The 18,136-nt window shown below is 46.1% G+C and carries 13 protein-coding genes; 12 read left to right on the top strand and 1 reads right to left on the bottom strand.

The genetic code is table 11. From position 1 onward, the window contains the following. The first annotated feature begins 51 nt into the window (after window positions 1–51). The 8 genes from AC50Y3_RS07385 to AC50Y3_RS07420 all read left to right on the top strand — a co-directional run bounded on the left by AC50Y3_RS07385 (window position 52) and on the right by AC50Y3_RS07420 (window position 12,412). Window positions 52–1,152, top strand: coding sequence for a peptidylprolyl isomerase (locus AC50Y3_RS07385; RefSeq protein ID WP_494818127.1), 1,101 nt, complete (start codon window positions 52–54; stop codon window positions 1,150–1,152). Window positions 1,153–1,272: 120 nt separating this feature from the next. After that, a complete protein-coding gene (locus tag AC50Y3_RS07390; RefSeq protein WP_494818128.1) occupies window positions 1,273–3,054 on the top strand; it encodes a sensor histidine kinase in 1,782 nt (593 codons plus the stop codon). A gap of 1 nt (window position 3,055) precedes the next feature. Next, a complete protein-coding gene (locus AC50Y3_RS07395) occupies window positions 3,056–4,681 on the top strand; it encodes a response regulator transcription factor (protein WP_494818129.1) in 1,626 nt (541 codons plus the stop codon). A gap of 239 nt (window positions 4,682–4,920) precedes the next feature. After that, window positions 4,921–5,790, top strand: coding sequence for an ABC transporter permease (locus tag AC50Y3_RS07400; protein ID WP_494818130.1), 870 nt, complete (start codon window positions 4,921–4,923; stop codon window positions 5,788–5,790). A gap of 18 nt (window positions 5,791–5,808) precedes the next feature. After that, window positions 5,809–6,774: a carbohydrate ABC transporter permease gene (locus AC50Y3_RS07405; protein ID WP_494818131.1), complete on the top strand. Its 966-nt coding sequence runs from the start codon at window positions 5,809–5,811 to the stop codon at window positions 6,772–6,774. 48 nt (window positions 6,775–6,822) lie between these two features. Next, the gene (locus AC50Y3_RS07410; RefSeq protein WP_494818132.1) at window positions 6,823–8,397 is read left to right on the top strand and encodes an ABC transporter substrate-binding protein; all 1,575 of its coding nucleotides are present in this window, start codon (window positions 6,823–6,825) and stop codon (window positions 8,395–8,397) included. Window positions 8,398–8,465: 68 nt separating this feature from the next. Further along, the gene (locus AC50Y3_RS07415; protein ID WP_494818133.1) at window positions 8,466–9,389 is read left to right on the top strand and encodes a phytanoyl-CoA dioxygenase family protein; all 924 of its coding nucleotides are present in this window, start codon (window positions 8,466–8,468) and stop codon (window positions 9,387–9,389) included. Next, complete coding sequence (locus tag AC50Y3_RS07420) at window positions 9,389–12,412, top strand: beta-galactosidase (RefSeq protein ID WP_494818134.1); 3,024 nt, start codon at window positions 9,389–9,391, stop codon at window positions 12,410–12,412. The genes AC50Y3_RS07415 and AC50Y3_RS07420 overlap by 1 nt, the downstream gene beginning before the upstream one ends. A 30-nt stretch (window positions 12,413–12,442) precedes the next feature. On the opposite strand, the gene AC50Y3_RS07425 is transcribed toward AC50Y3_RS07420, so the two are convergent. Continuing rightward, entirely contained in the window at window positions 12,443–13,750 is a 1,308-nt protein-coding gene (locus AC50Y3_RS07425) for a CBM96 family carbohydrate-binding protein (RefSeq protein ID WP_494818135.1), read from the bottom strand. Window positions 13,751–14,046: 296 nt separating this feature from the next. Between AC50Y3_RS07425 and AC50Y3_RS07430 the strand changes: the two genes are divergently transcribed. The 4 genes from AC50Y3_RS07430 (at window position 14,047) to AC50Y3_RS07445 (ending at window position 18,019) form a co-directional block, all read left to right on the top strand. Then, window positions 14,047–15,171, top strand: a complete 1,125-nt coding sequence (locus tag AC50Y3_RS07430) for a hypothetical protein (protein ID WP_494818136.1) — start codon at window positions 14,047–14,049, stop codon at window positions 15,169–15,171. Continuing rightward, window positions 15,155–15,334, top strand: a complete 180-nt coding sequence (locus tag AC50Y3_RS07435; RefSeq protein ID WP_494818137.1) for a hypothetical protein — start codon at window positions 15,155–15,157, stop codon at window positions 15,332–15,334. Before AC50Y3_RS07430 ends, AC50Y3_RS07435 begins: the two co-directional genes overlap by 17 nt. Window positions 15,335–15,433: 99 nt before the next feature. Next, entirely contained in the window at window positions 15,434–15,568 is a 135-nt protein-coding gene (locus tag AC50Y3_RS07440; protein ID WP_494818138.1) for a hypothetical protein, read from the top strand. A 252-nt stretch (window positions 15,569–15,820) separates the two neighbouring features. Further along, on the top strand, window positions 15,821–18,019 hold the full coding sequence (locus AC50Y3_RS07445; protein ID WP_494818139.1) for a helix-turn-helix domain-containing protein: 2,199 nt from the start codon (window positions 15,821–15,823) through the stop codon (window positions 18,017–18,019). The last annotated feature ends 117 nt before the right edge of the window (window positions 18,020–18,136 follow it).

An 18,136-nucleotide genomic window follows, 5' to 3' on the forward strand; every position in this document is an offset into this window, starting at 1 on the left:
ACCCTTTACCCAAAGGGTCATCTCTTGATCTCATGAAAGGAAGTATGAGGTATGGATAAGAAAAGGAATGAAAAGCGATTTCGTTTCACATTGAAACATGTGGGGTTATTGATCGCAGCAATTACGGCTATTTGTACGGTTCTTATCCTAGTAGGCACTAGCAATGATACAAACGGGGAGTCTACTGTTGTAGCAACGGTAGACGACGAACCTATAACTGTACAAGAGTTAATGCCAAAGCTCATCAAGCACCGCTCGGAAGTATTCGACTATTTCAAGAAGACACACAATGTCGAACCTGGAAAAGGATTCTGGACGAGCAGTTTTGATGGTGAAATACCTGCGGACTATCTAAAAAAGCTTGCCTTGGAAGAGACAATACAAATTAAAGTTCAACAAATCCAGGGAAAAGAAAAGGAACTGATTCAAGATATCAGCTATTCTCAATTTCTAATCGATCTTAAGAATGAAAATGCTAGACGGAAAACGGCTATCGCAAACAAGAAAGTCATTTATGGTCCCGAACAGTATACCGAAGATGTTTATTTCTCGATCTTGTTCACGGATATGATTCAAAAGTTAAAGAAAAAAATAGATGAACAGCTAGTCGTTTCCGAGGAAGAGATCAAGCAATATTACGATACCGCCATAAAGGAAAACAAGTACAAGAAAATAGAGACGGTAAAGGTAGAGAAAGTTTCTTTTGCTTTTACAGCTAAAGATGATAAGAGCAAGAACGCCGCAAAGGAAATGGCCGAAGAAGTACGGGGGAAAATCGCTAAAGGAGATCATATGAAAGATTTAGCCGATACGTATAGCGTGAACTCGGTTATTAAAGTCGATTTCGGTGAACAGATTTTTGATTCTACTACAAGCCGTGAAGATTATATGCCCGCAACGCATGAATTTACCGAAAATGCCGTCAGCTTATCCGTAGGGCAAGTGAGTAAGGTTTTCGAATACAATAAAGCTTATTATGTGGTGAAATGCATCGAAAAGACTGAGGAAGGATTCAATGAGCGGGAAGAAGTTCATGAATCTATAACGCAGCTATTGAAAGAACAAAAGTATGCCTCTTATGTCGACGATTTAGTAAAGAAAGCAACGGTGCATATAGATCAGGAAGTCTATAGAAAGCTTAAAATGTTTTAGGCGACAGAACCAAGTATCGACATTTTCTTAGGAATCGGGTTACAATTTTCATTGCCATATTCATCACGACTTATTTGACCGGATTGAGGTCGATTGATAGACGCAGAGAGAGGTTAGCTGATGAACCAGAAGAAAACATTGCGTTTCAAATTCATCCTCGGTTTTTTTATCGTAACGGCCCCTTTGATCTTCTTTCTGTTCTATAATAACTTTTACGCCATGAATGTCGTCCGGACCGAGGTGTCCCAGTCTTACTACAATTTCCTCGAAACGCAGGTCTCCTCTCTCGATCAAACGTTGGAGGAAACGAACAATTATATTCTACGACTGGGAAGCAGTGATTTCTCTTATACCAATTTGATACCGCTTACTTTATATCCGAAGGAAAACGGCGATTATTTTATGGCTAAGCAGTGGTTATTGCGCAAGTTCGATGACGATCTCAGCGTCTATAAAGGGATCGAAACCTTCTTCGTCTATTCGAAAAAAAATAACGATATGATCAGCGTGAAAAAGAGCTATGAAGATTCCGAGAAATTCGACGGCGTCCTGTATTCCTTCTTTGATGAACACAGGGACGGCATGGATACCCAGAACTGGACGGTCACCACGTGGAAGAATAAATATTACTTGGTGCGTGTCATTCCGATTAGCCCGAATGAAATTAATCGGGAGCTTTATGTAGGTGCTTTAATCGATATTGATAAATTAATTCAACCGCTTAGACAATCCAATTTCGGGAACAGCGGGAAAGAACTGCTGCTGATGTCGAATACAGGCACCTCTCTTATTGAAACGACGCTATCTACCGATAACGTGAATGAAATCGTGAAGAAGCTGGAACACAACGAGATGAAGTACGTTTCCTTTACGAAGTCATCGAGCGGAAGCAAGTATATGCTTGTAGGCCTTCCTTTTCAATATGCACCGATTAGTCTCGCCGTCTTTATTCCGGAGAAGGTCGTGCTGCAGAAACTGTTATATTTTCAACGCTTGCTCTTCTTGCTTCCCATTGGCTTAATTATCATTCTTGTATTCTACTTGTTATTTGTAAAAAACGTACTGCTGCGGCCCATGAACATTCTGATTAAAGGGATGCAGAGCATCGGCCGGGGGAATTTGGATGTGAGGCTCGGTGACCATTCAACCAAGGAGTTTTCATTCCTGGTAGAGACGTTTAACAAAATGGCTTCGCAAATTCAGAGCTTGAAAATTAACGTTTACGAGGAAATGCTGCGAGCGCAGAAGGCAGAATTCAATCATTTGCAAGCGCAGATTAACCCGCATTTCTATTTGAACTCTTTAAATATAATATTTAGCCTCTCGGTGCTGGAGGAGAATCTGCTGGTTCAGAAGATGACGGAGCATTTAGGCGATTATTTCCGCTTCATTACCCGTTCCCATCGGGAGACGATCACGCTGGCTGAAGAGATTGGACATATCGAGAATTATTTGGAGATCCAGAAGCTTAGATTCCCGGAGAAATTAACGTTTCAGATTACGGTCCCTGACATGTATAAAGCGTACAGTATATCTCCCTTAATCATCCAACCCTTCGTTGAGAATGCGATTATACACGGCATGGATAAAGGCAAATCGGTCTTTCAAATTGCGATCACGGTAAGGCAATCCGAAGCGTCCATTGATTGCTACGAAGTGTGTATCAGCGACAGCGGTAAAGGGTTTGCGCCTGATAAATTACAGCTGTTTCAAGCCGGCCAATATGCAGAAGGCCAAGGTTCAGGTGACAAGCATCTGGGGATTTGGAATGTGCATCATCGCTTGCGGATGAAGTATGGCGAGGCATTCAACATTTTGTTCGAGAATGGTGCCCGGAAAGGGGCAGTCGTTCGCTTAATCATTCCAAAACAGTCACCATACGAAGAGCAGGGGGATCTCTAACATGTATAAGTTACTTATCGTAGATGATGAAGTCTATGCGATTAAAGCTTTGTTAAAAGGGATCGATTGGAACGGTTTAGGTTATAGCGAGGTTTATAGCGCATGCGATGTTGACGAAGCGATGGAAATTATCCGAACCGTGAGCATCGATGTTCTGCTGTGCGATATTGAAATGCCCGACAGCAATGGACTCGATCTGGTCGGGTGGGTCAGAGAGCATAACACGTCGATCGTGCCTGTTTTTTTGACTGGCCATGCCGACTTCTCTTACGCCCAACAGGCTATTCGCCTGGGCAGCTATGAATATTTACTGAAGCCTGTTAACTATGATCAATTAAGAACCGTCATGGTTAAGGTGCAGGAACGGGTAGAGGATTTGAGGAAGGTCGAGCAATTCGATGAACAATTTCAAACCTATGAGAAGCTTTGGGAGAAGCAGAAGCCCTTATTGACCGAACGGTTCTGGCAAGATATATTAGCCCAGCGCCTCATACCGACCGCGGATAATTTAAAGCAGCAGCTTCCTGCTTATCATTTCACGTTTGATCCCCATACATTGATTTTGCCCATTCTGCTTAGCGTAGAGATGTGGAGCAAGGAATTCAATCTGCGCGATGAGGAAATCATGGAGTACGCACTGCGAAATGCGGCAGCTGAGATGTTTCTCCAATCACGTGCGGGTGACGTCATTCAAGATCGAAACGGCCTTCATTTCATACTCATTTACTTGACGGGGGATGCAGAAGCAGAGAAGGATGATTGGCATGCCAAATGCCAGGCCTACATCGACGTCTGTTCGCAACTATTCTATTGCAGCTTATCCTGTTATATCGGCCAGCCCGTAGGGATAGGTGCTCTATCCGATAGCTGCCAGGCGTTACTGGAGCTGGAGGCTCGTAATATTGTAAATACGAAGGTTGTCCAATTCCAATCGGAACGTATAGGCAGTATGGCAGCAAATCCGATCAAAGCACCTGTCCATATCGAATGTGCGGACTGGGTGGTGCTATTCGAGTTAGGGAAGAAAGATGAACTCATGAAGCGTCTGGAGGCAGTCCTTGCCGAACTCCGGGAAGAGCAATCCAGCGCAGCTGAAACGATCGATGCGCTCTACCATTCGATCTTACATATGGTTTATCAAGTGTCGCACAAGCATGGACGATCCGTGAAAGAGATGATGGGTACAGGAAAATGGTTTGGAGATGCTTCGGCAACCCGTTCCGTTGCTCAGTTTAAACAGTGGGCTGCGCGCGTTATTACTGCAGGAATCGATTATATGCAGTTGATGCGGATGGACAGCTCCGCCATCATCGAGAAAATAAGGCTGTATGTGCATGCGAATTTGAAGGATGTCATGAGGGAAGGGATTGCCTCTCATGTGCATTTGAATTCGGCCTATTTATCAAGGCTGTTTAAGAAAGAAACAGGGCAAACCTTGATGGAATACATCATTACGGTTCGGATGAACCAAGCCAAGATTATGCTCATTGAAACTGATTTGAAAATAAGTGAAATATGTGAATCTATGGGATACGAAAACTTCTCTCATTTTAGCAAGATTTTCAAGAAGCAAGTCGGCGTGCATCCCCAAGAATTTCGCAAGCGGTATCAACTACTAGGTAAATAACAGTAAGATAGACCCTCGATGAGCTATTCCTTGTTCATCCGAGGGTTTTTTATTGCTGTCATAATAACGGCAATGATGTCATTCCACTTCGTAGATAGCCAATACATGAAACTCTATAATAAAGTTAACAGAAGGGGATAACGCGAAAGAAGGTGCTAGATATGGGTAATAAACCCATTAATAATCATTATAAAACATCCTTTTTTAAAAAAGTACATCAAAATCGATATTTATTACTCATGTTATTTCCAGGAATACTTTACTTAATCATCAATAATTACATTCCGATGTTTGGATCGGTTGTCGCTTTCAAAAGCATCAATTATGCGTTAGGTTACTGGAAAAGCCCTTGGGTCGGATTCGAGAATTTCAAGTTTCTGTTTAACTCGAGCGATGCCTGGGTCATTACGCGAAACACGATCTTGTACAATCTTGTGTTTATCGTCCTTACATTGGTCAGCGCCGTTACATTTGCCATTCTGCTGAATGAGCTGCGAAATCGGTTCTTCTCCAATTTGTATCAGAGCATTATGTTTCTGCCTTACTTTCTATCTGCGGTTGTCGTAGGGTATCTTGGCTACTCGATGCTGAGCCAGGAATTTGGTTTCATTAATACGATCATCTTGGCTCCACTCGGCATTGAACCGATTTCGTGGTATAGCGAGCCGAAATACTGGCCATTCATCTTGCCGATCGTCTACATCTGGAAGAACGTAGGCTACTCCATCGTGATTTACTTAGCAGCTATTATCAGTATCGACAAAGAGTACTATGAGGCGGCCATAACCGATGGCGCAACCAAGTGGCAGTTGATCAGGAATATTACACTGCCTTCCATCAAGCCGATGATGATTATTCTAACTTTGCTGGCGGTCGGTCATATTTTAAATGCGGATTTCGGTTTATTCTATCAGCTGCCGCTTGATGCGGGGGCCTTGTACTCCACGACCAATGTCATTGATACGTATGTGTATCGGGCTTTGATCCGCCTGGGGGATACCGGAATGTCGTCGGCAGCGGGGCTTTATCAGTCCGTAGTCGGATTCATCCTAGTCGTCGGCGTGAATTTCCTAGTACGCAAAATAGACAAAGAGAATGCACTCTTTTAGAACAGGAGGAGGAGAAGGTTGGAAACCACAACTTCAGTGAACTATTCTTTGCAAGAGGAGCCATCGGTAATAAAAAGGAACCAGAGAGACATACTGGCTGTCTCACCAAAGTCCAACGTCATTCTGAATGTCATTTTTATTCTGTACAGTTGTCTGTGTCTCCTTCCTATATTGTTAGTCGTAGGCGTTTCCTTCTCGGATGAGAAATCGATTGCGCTCCATGGCTATAAATTAATACCGGAGAAATTCAGCTTGTCCGCCTACAAGTATTTGTGGTTCGATATTCACAGCATTATAGCGGCTTACGGGATTTCAATCGTTGTTACGGTTGCAGGTACGATTGCCGGAATCATTATGACTGCCTTGTTTGCTTATCCGCTATCCAGGAAAGATTTTCATTTTCGCGGTTTCTTCTCCTTCTTTATCTTCTTCACGATGATATTCAGCGGCGGTCTGGTTCCATGGTACTTGGTATACACGAATGTCCTTCATCTGAAGGATACGATCTTCGCCTTGATCGTCCCTGGTCTATTAATGAACGCCTTCTATGTCATTATTATGAGAACGTTCTTTCAGACCACAATACATCCCTCCATTATTGAATCTGCAACGATGGAAGGAGCGGGCGAAGGCAGAATTCTGGTTCAGATTGTCGTCCCGTTATCGCTTCCGGTCTTTGCGACAATAGGATTGTTTTACTCGCTGGGGTATTGGAATGGCTGGTACAACAGTCTGATCTTCATCAATAATGACAACATCATCAATCTTCAGTACATGATGTATAAAGTGTTAATGAACCTGCAATTTTTACTGGCAAACGCCCAAGCGGGCTCAGGTCCAAGTTCTACGGAAATTGCAAATTTACCGAGTGAATCTGTTCGTATGGCCATGTGTATTGTCGGCACGGGTCCAATGGTGTTCGCCTACCCCTTCTTCCAAAAGTACTTTGTAAAAGGATTGACTGTAGGAGCTGTCAAAGGCTAAAACTAGCATTGCTAGTTAGCATAGATAAATATACTCAGGAGGGTTTGTATGAAAAAAATGAAAAAAGCAGCTCCACTCGTTGTAGCCACCATTGTTTCAGCTTCTCTATTGTTGTCAGGCTGCGGAAAAAATAACGAACAGAATGCAAGCAACGAGCAGCCGGCAAACGATACAAAGCAAGAAACGACGACCAATGAAACTTCGACGACCAATGAAACCCCGGCGACGCCGGAACTGGCGCCATACAAGCTGAAGATGGTCGTGCCAGGCGGAGCGGTGCCGAAAGATTTGGCATTGGTCAATGAGGAAATCAGCAAGTATCTCAAAGATAAAATCAATGCAACGTTTGAGTTGGATGTCATTGACTGGGGCAGCTGGCAGGACAAAGTAAACTTAAAATTCGCCTCAAGTGAGCAGTTTGACTTGCTTCAGACGATGAACTGGGATAACTTCGGCACGAAGATTCAGCAAGGCAATATTATCGATTTGACCGATCTTATTGATAAGGATGCACCTGATCTGAAAGCAGTGATCAACCCTGCGCTGCTCGAGGGTTCGAAAGTGAATGGACGCTCTTATGGTATACCTATTAATAAAGAACTTGCCAGCCAAGCAGGTGTGATGCTCCGCAAGGATCTGGTAGATAAATACAAAATCGATATTACGCAAATTAAAAAGGTTGAAGATTTGGAACCGATCTATCAAATGATCAAAGAGAAAGAGTCCGGTGTTGTTCCGCTGTACCTGAATAAAGATACAAGCGTGGATTGGATTTATAATCCGATGAATTTCGAAGATTTAGGAGACAGCAGCCCTGGATCGGTAGTACGGGGGGCGGGCGATTTTAAAGTCGTGTCCAGCATTGAAACGCCTCAAGTGAAAGCGGAATTGGATTTGGCACGCAAATGGTTCTTGGCCGGCTATGTGAACAAGGATGCGGCAACGGCAGCAGATATCTCGGGAGCGCTCAAAGCAGGTAAAGCCTTCTCCTACGTACAGCAGCTGAAGCCGGGTAAAGATGCGGAAGATAGTTTGGCTAACGGCGTTCAATTTGTGCAGGTAGAGTTAACAAAGCCGATTGTTAGAACAGCTGATACAACAGGCTCGATGACATCGATCTCCAGAACCTCGAAAGATCCGGATCGTGCGATGATGTTCCTGAATCTCCTCTACACCGACAAATACTTAGTTAACCTGCTCGCGTTCGGTATTGAAGGTAAACATTTCGTGAAGAAAAGCGATAACGTGATTGACTTCCCGGAAGGCGTAGATGCTACAACATCAGGTTATGTACTGAATGGGGCTTGGATGTTCGGCAATCAGTTTAACGATTATCTGTGGGCGAATGAGAACCCGAACAAGTGGGACAACTTCTTGAAGTTCAATGAATCTGCGGAGAAATCGAGCGTGCTTGGTTTCGTGTTTAATCCGGAACCGGTGAAGAATGAAATTGCGGCGTTCAACAATGCGAAGAAGGAATTCGAGCCTGCTTTATTCACCGGAACTGTGGATCCTAGCGAATTCCTACCGAAGTACATCAATAAATTGAAATCCATTGGCGTAGATAAAATTATTGCAGAGAAACAGAAGCAACTGGATGAATGGGTAAAAACGTCGAAATAATTCACATACCATCACAAAGGCTGACGCTCTACGGAGCGTTAGCCTTATTTATACCAAGGAGGAATACGATGCATAATCGTGTGCTTAACTTCGAGCAAATCGAGCATTTCAAGGAACGGGGCTGGGTGAAGGTCGAGCAGGCTTTTCCACGGGAAACCGCGCACGCCTGCCAGCAATTTCTATGGGAGAAGCTCCGAGAGAGAGGGATCTTGCAAGAAGATCCATCGACTTGGACACAACCGATGATATACATTCAGGAAGCCTATCGGAGTCCGGCATTTGATCAATGTAACACGCTGCGGATGGCTAATGCGATTGAAGAGTTGATTGGCGAAGAGAGATGGACGGATAAAGGTGTATACGGCGTCGACGAGATTCATTCCACGTGGGGCTGGTGGCCGGTTAACTTTGCGCTGGGAGCAGAGAAAGAATGGACGGTTCCAACGGAAGGCTGGCATTGGGACGGCATTCATTTCCGTCACTATGTAGATAGTCCGGAGCAGGGACTGCTGTGTCTTTGCCTTTTCTCCGACATTGCGCCTCGTGGCGGCGGTACGCTGGTGCTTGAAGGCTCACATAAGCTGGTTGCTCGCTTCTTGGCTCGGCATCCGGAAGGACTTGAATCACAGGCTGCCATAGATGCGCTAAATATGCAGCATCCCTATTTAGCCCAATTGACCGGAATAACGAGCGGGAAGTATGCTTCTACCGCGGAAAAACGCATTCATACCTTTATGAACACGCTGCATAGGGATTCAGAGGGCATTCAACTGCGCGTGGTTGAAACGACCGGCTCTCCGGGCGATGTCATTCTCTGTCATCCGTTTCTGTATCACACGGCATCGCCGAACCATAACGGCATCCCACGTTTCATGTGCAACCGCACCACCCCTTTAAAAGAACGCATGAATTTGAACCGAGAGAATCCTCGGGATTACTCTCCGTTAGAGATGAGCATTCGGCAGGCATTGAGCGATAGGGAGACTATATAGTGGCCAATAACCGTAACGAAATAATAAGCTGCGATGAATCCTTTATTCGAATTTATGGCAAGAGCAGACTGGTGATCTCCGGGGAATTGTCTTATTTCAAAACGGATCCGATTGAATGGGAGGATCGTATTCGCAAATTAAAGGCCAATCTCTTGAATTGTATAAGCACCTACGTACCTTGGGGGTTGCATGAGAGAGAGAAAGAGCAGTTCGACTTCTCCGGTCGGTGGAATATCGCCGAATTCGTCGCATGCACGCAGCAGAACCAGCTTCTTGGCATCTTAAAGCCAAGCGGATATGTCTGCGACGAAATTTCGGGCGGGGGATTCCCAGGCTGGATTTGGTCGGAAGACGTGAGAACGAGAACCGGCGACCCTGCTTTTCTTCGTTACTTAAATCGCTGGTTGGATACGATTACTCCCTTGTTGAAAGGCACTCAAATTACGGAGGGCGGCAATGTAATCCTTTGGCAAGTGGAGAATGAGTTCGGTTACGGGAATAAGCCGTATTTGCTTCAATTGGCCAATAAGGTGCAAGAGCTCGGTATCAAGGTGCCTATCGTGCTGAATAACGGCGATTATTATGCAGAAGAGGGACTGCTGGGGGCATTTGATTTCTATCCTACGCCTGCTCCGGATCAAGTAAGGGAAGTCTCTGCTTACTTTCAGAACTATCGGAAGACACATCCAGATAAGCCGATCTTCAGCCAGGAATTTGAAGCAGGCTGGTTAAACACAGCTCAAAGTTCGGACATCACCACGATGGGACATTTACCGCGCGTATGGCTGGAAAGCTTGACGAAGCTTGCGTTTATTAACGGCTGTGCAGGGCTGAACTACTTTATGTTTGCCGGTGGAACCGATCCGGGGATGCAGCCGGCTAAGTTTTTCCCCAATCGTTATTATAATGAAGCTGCAATCGAAGAGTGGGGCGAACTCGGGGAATTGTACTATCGCTACAAGACTACGCATGCCCAGCTGCTTTCCTTCGAATCCTTATTGGTCGAAGAGCCGATAATCAAGACGGGCACAGAAGCGGGTATAACTGGCGTTCCTTCCGAAGTCCTTGTTATTCTTCGCGGAAACCAGCTGCTTGCATTCAGCAATGCGTCCGATGAAATACAGGCCTTTACCTGGGAATCATCCTTGCTGGACGTATTTCCAACCAGAACCGTGCTGCAGCCGATGGAAACACGGATATATCCCTTGCAATTCGCTTTACATGAGCGCTTGAAATGGATTCATGCTTCAGCTGAATTCCTCTATAGGGATTCGAACGTTTGTATTGTATTTGGCGAGATCGGACAGGAAAATGAATTGAAGCTGATGTGGAACAGCGAGCTGCTGCCGCATGTTACCGGTTCCGGAGCGGTGAAGACAGCGTGGCGCGGGCAGGAATTAACAATCTCGTTCACACATCAAACGGAGGACCAATGGATAAGCTTGGATGCCTATCGCATTGTGGTGATTTCGCGTGATCGGGCTATGCATACGTGGTTTGGGCCGGAAGTCGGCGGCAAACGGGATCTGCTGATTTCGGATCTTTACTATGCGGAATGGTCAGGTTCTACCGATCATATTCGAGTGGAAGCTGAACCCGGCGCGAGCCATGAGTTGACTCTAATACGCCGAGCAGATGCATCGATGAAGCAAATCACCTATACTGCTTCTCATCATACAGCTCCTAATCTTCAGGACACGGAAATCGTGAAGTGGGAGATTTGCCGGAATTGGGAGAAGCCATTTATCTCCTCGCAGGTTGGAGCAAAGAAAACCAATCTAGGGGTCCCTTTTGAGAGAAATGGACATACCGATTGCGGCTATGCAGTGTACACAAGTGAATGGATCAGCGACGGTGGGGAGCATCAATTGCTGATACCAGAGATTAATGATTACTTTGATCTGTTTATCAATGATGAATGGGCAGCTTCGGGACAACGGACCATGAAGCTCCGGTTAAACAATCTATTAACCGGGAGTAACAGGCTTACTCTTCGCTGCTACTCTACGGGGCATGACAAAGATATGGCCCTGGATCCGGCTTTAAGCGGCATGATGCTGCCTTTGTATGTGGATGCCCTCCATTCCGAAGAGCTGGTGAGCTGGGAACGGAAGATGTTGTTCACCAAGGATGAGAAAGACGATTTATTCGAAGAACGGGATCAGCTACTCTCCTATCATGATGATGGCTATGCGCAAGAAATCGGCATCCATATCGCAGCTCTTGGTCAGGAGACGGAGAATTGGTCCACTTTCGAATTTGGCTCGGAAGGCAATCTGATCAAAGATGCCAATGTGGATTTTACGGGCTCCGGTGAAATCTTAAACCGAACACAGTTCTATGCGGATGCGAAGTATGCCGGAACTCGGGTTCTGCTAGAAATTAGGGATGCTGACTTAATTTACGCCCTTTATGTGAATGGCAAGCATCTCGCAGCGATTTGGCAAGGCTGGAGCAACTGGGGATTCGAGAATAGCCCTAAATATTGGGATATTACACCTTGGGTAAGATTCGGAGAACAAAACCAAGTGCTATTGCGCTGTTTGAAGGGACCAAGAGGCGGAGGCGTTCTTCAGCCCGCGAGTATTTCCTTCTACAATGCCGCTATCGAGGGAGTTGCGAGCTTTACTCCGTTAGCATCAGGGATTCAAGCTGCAATCCATGGAGAGCTGGGTACCTATGAGGGAGTAAGCCTGAATAATTCAGACGAGCAACAGGATGGATCCTTGAAGATAGCACGGAGTCAATTTGCATATATAGAACATAATGACTTGGTTAGCCCTATGTATGTAGAGTTGAATGGGATGGATGACTTTACTTTGATTTATGTGAATGGCGAGTTAATCGGAAAGTATTACCCCGGCGGCTATCAACGGCGATTCTATATCTGGCGCTCGTGGCTGAGGGATGGAATCAATGATCTGGCACTTGTGAGCAAGCTGTATGTTTCAAAGCAAACAAGCATAAAGATCGGTCGTTATCATGTGAAGGCAAAAGATAGTATTCAAACCTCCATCAGTTAAACTGATGGAGGTTTTTTACTGCTCTATGAATTATTTGACGTAAACACGGAAGTAATCTAAGGAGAACACGGCAGGGAATGAGGAGGCTACGGGATTGTTGTTCGTATTTCCACCCATGGCAAGGTCAATGAGAACCTGCGGAGCCGGTCCGTCCCATCTAAAGAGAGTCCCTTTTACCAGCGTGCCGTCCACCCATTTCTGGAGGTTGCCTTCCTTCCAAATCAAGGTATACAGATGATAGTCATTTGAAAAATCCGTTCCGGGATGCCATACCCATTGATTGGTCATGATGCTGTAATAGTCCGAGAATACACCGTCTCCATGATCGAATCCCGTCCAGTCATACGTATTCTGCGTAGGTGTATCAAAGAATTCGAAGATATCAATCTCAGAAGCGGTTGATCCGGCACCGCCTGGGGAATACAGCCAGAATGCCGGCCAAGCTCCGACCTTTTTCGGTATTTTTGCTCTTAGCTGAAAGATATACGTTTTCCCATCGTAAGGATAAAAGGTTTCTTTCGTCGTGATTTGACCGCTGCTTATGCCTCCGTCATAGACGCCGCCTAAGTTTGGCGTAGCAGTTAATTCCAGAGTTGTAGCTGTTAAATGGTGATTGGTAGCATTAATAGGTTGATATCGCTGCCATTCATTGTTAATGACCGTTGTTCCTGCAACACCATATGCGTTAAATGAATTGGAAAGGGATGTAAGACTGTTCACATTCCGGGAAGTGCCAAACGAATAGTCTCTCAATAAGGTGTATCCGGTAAGATCGGGTCCGGTCGGAGGCGGAGTCGTAGTGGTTGTTGTAACCACGTTCGGCACGCTTGTTCCTTCTTTGGTGGAGAAAATAACTTCGTTTCCGGAGATCCCCTTTAAGATGATCGAATACGTTCCATTGCCGTTTATAAGCGGTGCGACATTGAACGAATAGACGGTTCCTGCCACAAAGGTCATATTCTTGGAATCAAGCAAGGCACCAAGAGCAGGTTGGTTATTCCAGGCCAGGGTTGACTGATCCCAAGTGTTATTGCCTGTCCCCGCATATGCGCCGATGTTCGCAACTCCGCCTGTAATGCACTTCACGTTCAGAACGGCAGTCGTTATCGTACCTGAATTAGTGACATTGAATTTCAAGTACGATCTTTTGTCTTGACCGAAATTAACAGCCATCGTGTTTGCCGTAGGACCGATTAAACTGGTTCCCCACATGGTTGCATCATCAGATGCATTACTGGTTACAGTTGCCGCATGAGCTGCTTTGTTATCAAACATCAAGAATGTAGAGAGTATCATAAACAGGGTCAATATCGATACGAATGATTTCTTTTTCTTCATAATTGGCACCTCCGTTTATTTTGCTTCTGACAACGCTTACAATAGTGAGAACCATTTTCCTTTCTGTGAGATCATTTCCTCCTTCCCCAGGCGGTGTACATCTCCAGACTGTACGTGATAGAAGAGAAAGCCTGCTAATTTGTAATTAGCATCCATACTATATACCAGTGCTCTCGGCCTCAACTACGAACTGGCGTTACCTGAATGACGTAATTATGACGATATATCTAGTTGGACGAACATCTATGATTACGCCGAAGGATTGTAGTATCATGAATTGAGGTGATCAATCAGGAATGGTAATCAAATCGATTCAGACCAATTATCATAGCTACCTGAGCGAGATAAAGGGCGATATTGACCCGATCATTAGAACAATGCGGAATCAGAATGGGGAGAGCTGGCGCGGCAAAGCTTGGAAGGGGCCGGTGAAAACGGTTAGCGGCTATTTCAAGCAGGCTAAGCTGGTTAAAGGGATCTCCTGGACCACGCTGCCCATAATCGGACCTATCGCAACCGGCGTTGCAGCTGGGAACTACGCGCAGTGGCCGCTCTGGATCGGCATAATGGCAGCCATAGCGCTAATTTGCGTCATCTACTATTTGCTCGTACAAGCCTATATCCATAAGATGGCCTCGATCGGGCAGCCTGAGTTTCATGTGGAAGCCTTCAAGGCCAAACGTCCTCGTGAGTACGAACAGGTTTGGGCTCCTTTTGTGAAGAAGGATGACTTTACCTTTGATGGATTGTATACGCTCGTTAACGCCGTATTCAGCCAGAATGATCAAGATCCCTCCAGCGTCGCTTATGTCGTAGCCTACTCGCAAAGTCAGCATGATTTCATGCAAAACAGCATTGCTGAGCTGAAGTCCACGATCACCGAGCAAGAAGCGGCAATCGCTACACTGAAGGATGAATTGATAGCGTCGGATAGTGCGGTTTACACGTTAACGAAGGTTCTTAAGGCAATAACGGAGAATCAATATCGCTACGTCAATGACGCGCTGGCATTTACCGATTTGGATTTCGTATCCGGCTTTTCGTTGTACCGCCAGGAAGGAAATACCCTCAAGCTCATCATGGACAAAGGGACTACGGGGAAGAAAAGAGACCTTGATCTGGATGGCGATGATGACTTTGCAGCTGTAGCCGCGGCTAAAGATCAGATGGGACAAGCCTACTCCAACAATCCGTATCCGGGAAGGCATGTCGTCTCGTTTCGCATGGACATGCTGGAAGGGGAAACGTGGGTGTGGTGTTTTCACTTTGATGATGACGATGAACGTGCCTTGTCTCTGATTTTAGATAATGATATCATAGAGTCAAGACAGATTCGTAGAGTGATCCACGCGTTTTGTCTCACGATTCAGAAGCGAATGATCGCTCAGAAGGAGGCTGACTTGGATGCCGGAGCAAACTAATGTTGCTGAGCTTGCGGGTACGATTCGAGTGGTAAAGGATGTTTCTCAGCAAACGATTATCCAGAAGCGCCGGGAACAGCGTGAGCAGCTGCTGAAGCGGATCGGTCAGCTGACTTCCACGACAGAGCAAACCATCGAACGTTTATATCAATTAACGCGATAATATGAAGGCGGCTTGGTAGATACCAAGCGGCCTTTTCTGTTTAATAGATGGCTTCCAAGGCAATACTGACTACTATTCTCTCAAGAAGGGTGAATAGTAATGAGTAAAAAGAAGATTGTTCCATTTTGTCCGAAGCCCGTTCCTGTCAAAGACCGAACCCAAGAAGAGATATTAGACAAACGCCGGGCGAGAAGAGAAGCCGTGCTGGAGAAAGTAAAACAAAAAATGAAGTAAGGCGGCTCTCATCTAATCGCCATTCCGGTGATCGTAGAAAGTCCCGGTGATCCAGCAATGGGTCACCGGGACTTTGTTATTTGATATCGATCTTCTAGATCATAATCTGGAAATTAAGTTGGTTCCCTTCCATACACAACATAGACGATGAATACACCTATCGGTATAATGAGAAGTAATGTATGAATGCGGTTACATTAGGGGATTCCCTATGAACGCGAGCAAACTTCCTTATAAAGGAATGATGGTACTTTGACCCGTACATGGCTGCGAAAGATGATATGGTCTTACCTCCCGATATTCTTCATCATGTTCTCCTTTCTCTTCTTCGTTTTCTTCCAGACGCTCGTCGAGCAAAGCAACCGCAATACGAAAGAATCCAGCAAGGTGTTCGCAGGGCAGCTGCTCCAAACCGTCGATGTCAGTTTGAAAACGCTTGACACGATGATGATCCGCGAGCTGGTATCCAGCAAGCTGCTGAACGATTTCTTCCTTGAAAGCGGCAGCGATAACGTATTCCTGAACTATCAGGTTGTTAATCGGATGTTGCAGCTGCAGCATGAAATGTCGATTATCGACTCCTATTATTTGGTCCGTTATAAGGATGGTATAGTCTTCAGCGGAATGACAACCAAGCTGAACGACTTCGAAGACGTCGCTTTTATTCGCAGTCAGCGGTACAGCAAGGAGAGTAATTCCTCCTCGTGGAGCTCGATCCGGCCCTACCGTGAGCTGGTCGCGCAGAAGCCCAAAAATGTCATCAGTCTCGTGCACAAGGTATCCGTCGGACCCGGCGCCGACGGGCTCGTTGTTGTGAATGTCAGCGCGGCATCACTTCGGAACATCATCAAGGAAATGTACGATCCGCAGCAAGCGTTCGTCCAATTGTACGATCGCGAGGGCGAGCCGTTGTTCAAGCAGGATGAGTCGTTCGAAACCGGGAAGGTACTGGCGAGCCTTACATCCCCGTATTCCGGTTGGACGGTAGATAGCGGCATCGTGAATGGAAAAATCGTATCCGTGATGTCGAACCTCTCAAGCATTTGGCTCGTGCTGGGATTGATTATTTTTCTAGCCGGCGGCGTATCGATCGTGTACATCACTCGCAAAAATTATAAGCCGATCGAAGAGCTCGTTTTCCGTATTCAAGATCAATTCGGATCAGGGAAGCCAACGCTTGGAAGGCTCGCGGTGGATGAGTTTACGTTCATCGAGACGGCGATCAACAACTTTGCCGAGCAGACCAAGCTGTTTCGCAAAGAAGCCGAAGCATCGGCCGCCCGGAAGCAGAAAGCCACCTTCAGGGAGTTGCTGCAGTTTGAGCAAGGCGCACAGGCGGAAGCCGGTGACCTGTCGGTGCTGCCGCAGCACGATAAACAGCGGGTATTCGTCATTGAAATTGATCATCCGGAGCAAGTATTCAATCAGTATAAAAGCCGCGACCAATCCTTGTTCAAATTCGTCATCAGCAGTGCGGCCCATGAACTGTACACCCAGCACAATATTCCGATCTGGCTGGAGTGGACAACCCCGCTGCAACTGACAGGCATTCTGTTCATACCGGACACCTCTAATGAAAAGGCAGAATCGATCTGCGAGCACATAACCGCATGGATCCATCAGCATCTGGCCTTCTCGGTAACCATCGGGCTTGGAGAGGAGGCAGCCGATGGGGCGGGAGCTTCCAATAAACAAGCACTCGAGGCACTGACTTTTAAGGCTGCCCTTGGTCACAACCGGGTCATCTATTACAGCGAAACGCAGCAAGGTGCAACTGTGAAAGAGACCAACAAGCACCTGCAGGCGATTCATCGGTTAATCCAGCAATTTCGCCTTCATGAAGAGAACTGGAGGGAGAGTTTCGACGCCATGTTCAGCGGCATGCGAAACTGCTGTCTGCCTAAGAGCGAGATCGACGAACTATGCCGCTATTTTGTCGCACATATGGATCTGCAGCTCTCTCAGGCTTCGAAGGATTATTATGAGGTTTGGATGTCCGAGGCTGCGGTATCTTTAAGGCAAATCATAGACGAGTTTGACACGCTTGACGAGCTGCAAAACCTGTTTTGCGTGACGCTTCAGTCCTTCGCCGACAAGATGGGGCGAATGTACAGCGGTCGTCTGCATCACCAGCTTCTGCAGAACATTCGCGGTTACATCGGACAACACTACGCCAATCCCGATTTGTCGCTGGAGTATCTCGGGGATAAATTCGGCATCAGTGCCAAATATATCAGCCAGCTCTTTAAAGAAGAGTTCGGCGAGAACTTCCTCGATTACTTATGCCAGCTGCGAATTGCCGAAGCGAAGAAGCGGCTGCTCGAGGATCGGGATTCCATCCAAGAAGTCGGGGAGCATGTCGGTTACTTGAATGCAGCCACGTTCAGGCGAGTTTTTCGTAAAGTGGAAGGTATATCACCGGTCGATTTTCGTAAGCGCCACGCGATGTAAATCATAGAGGCTGTCCTGAGCAGAAGCATTGCTCGTGGGCGGCCTCTATTGTCGTTCATATGCGGAAATCGGAAAGTTGAGCGCTCGCGGAAAGTTGAGCGATAGAGGAGGGAAAGC

The sequence above is a fragment of the Paenibacillus sp. J22R98 genome, assembly GCF_059383835.1.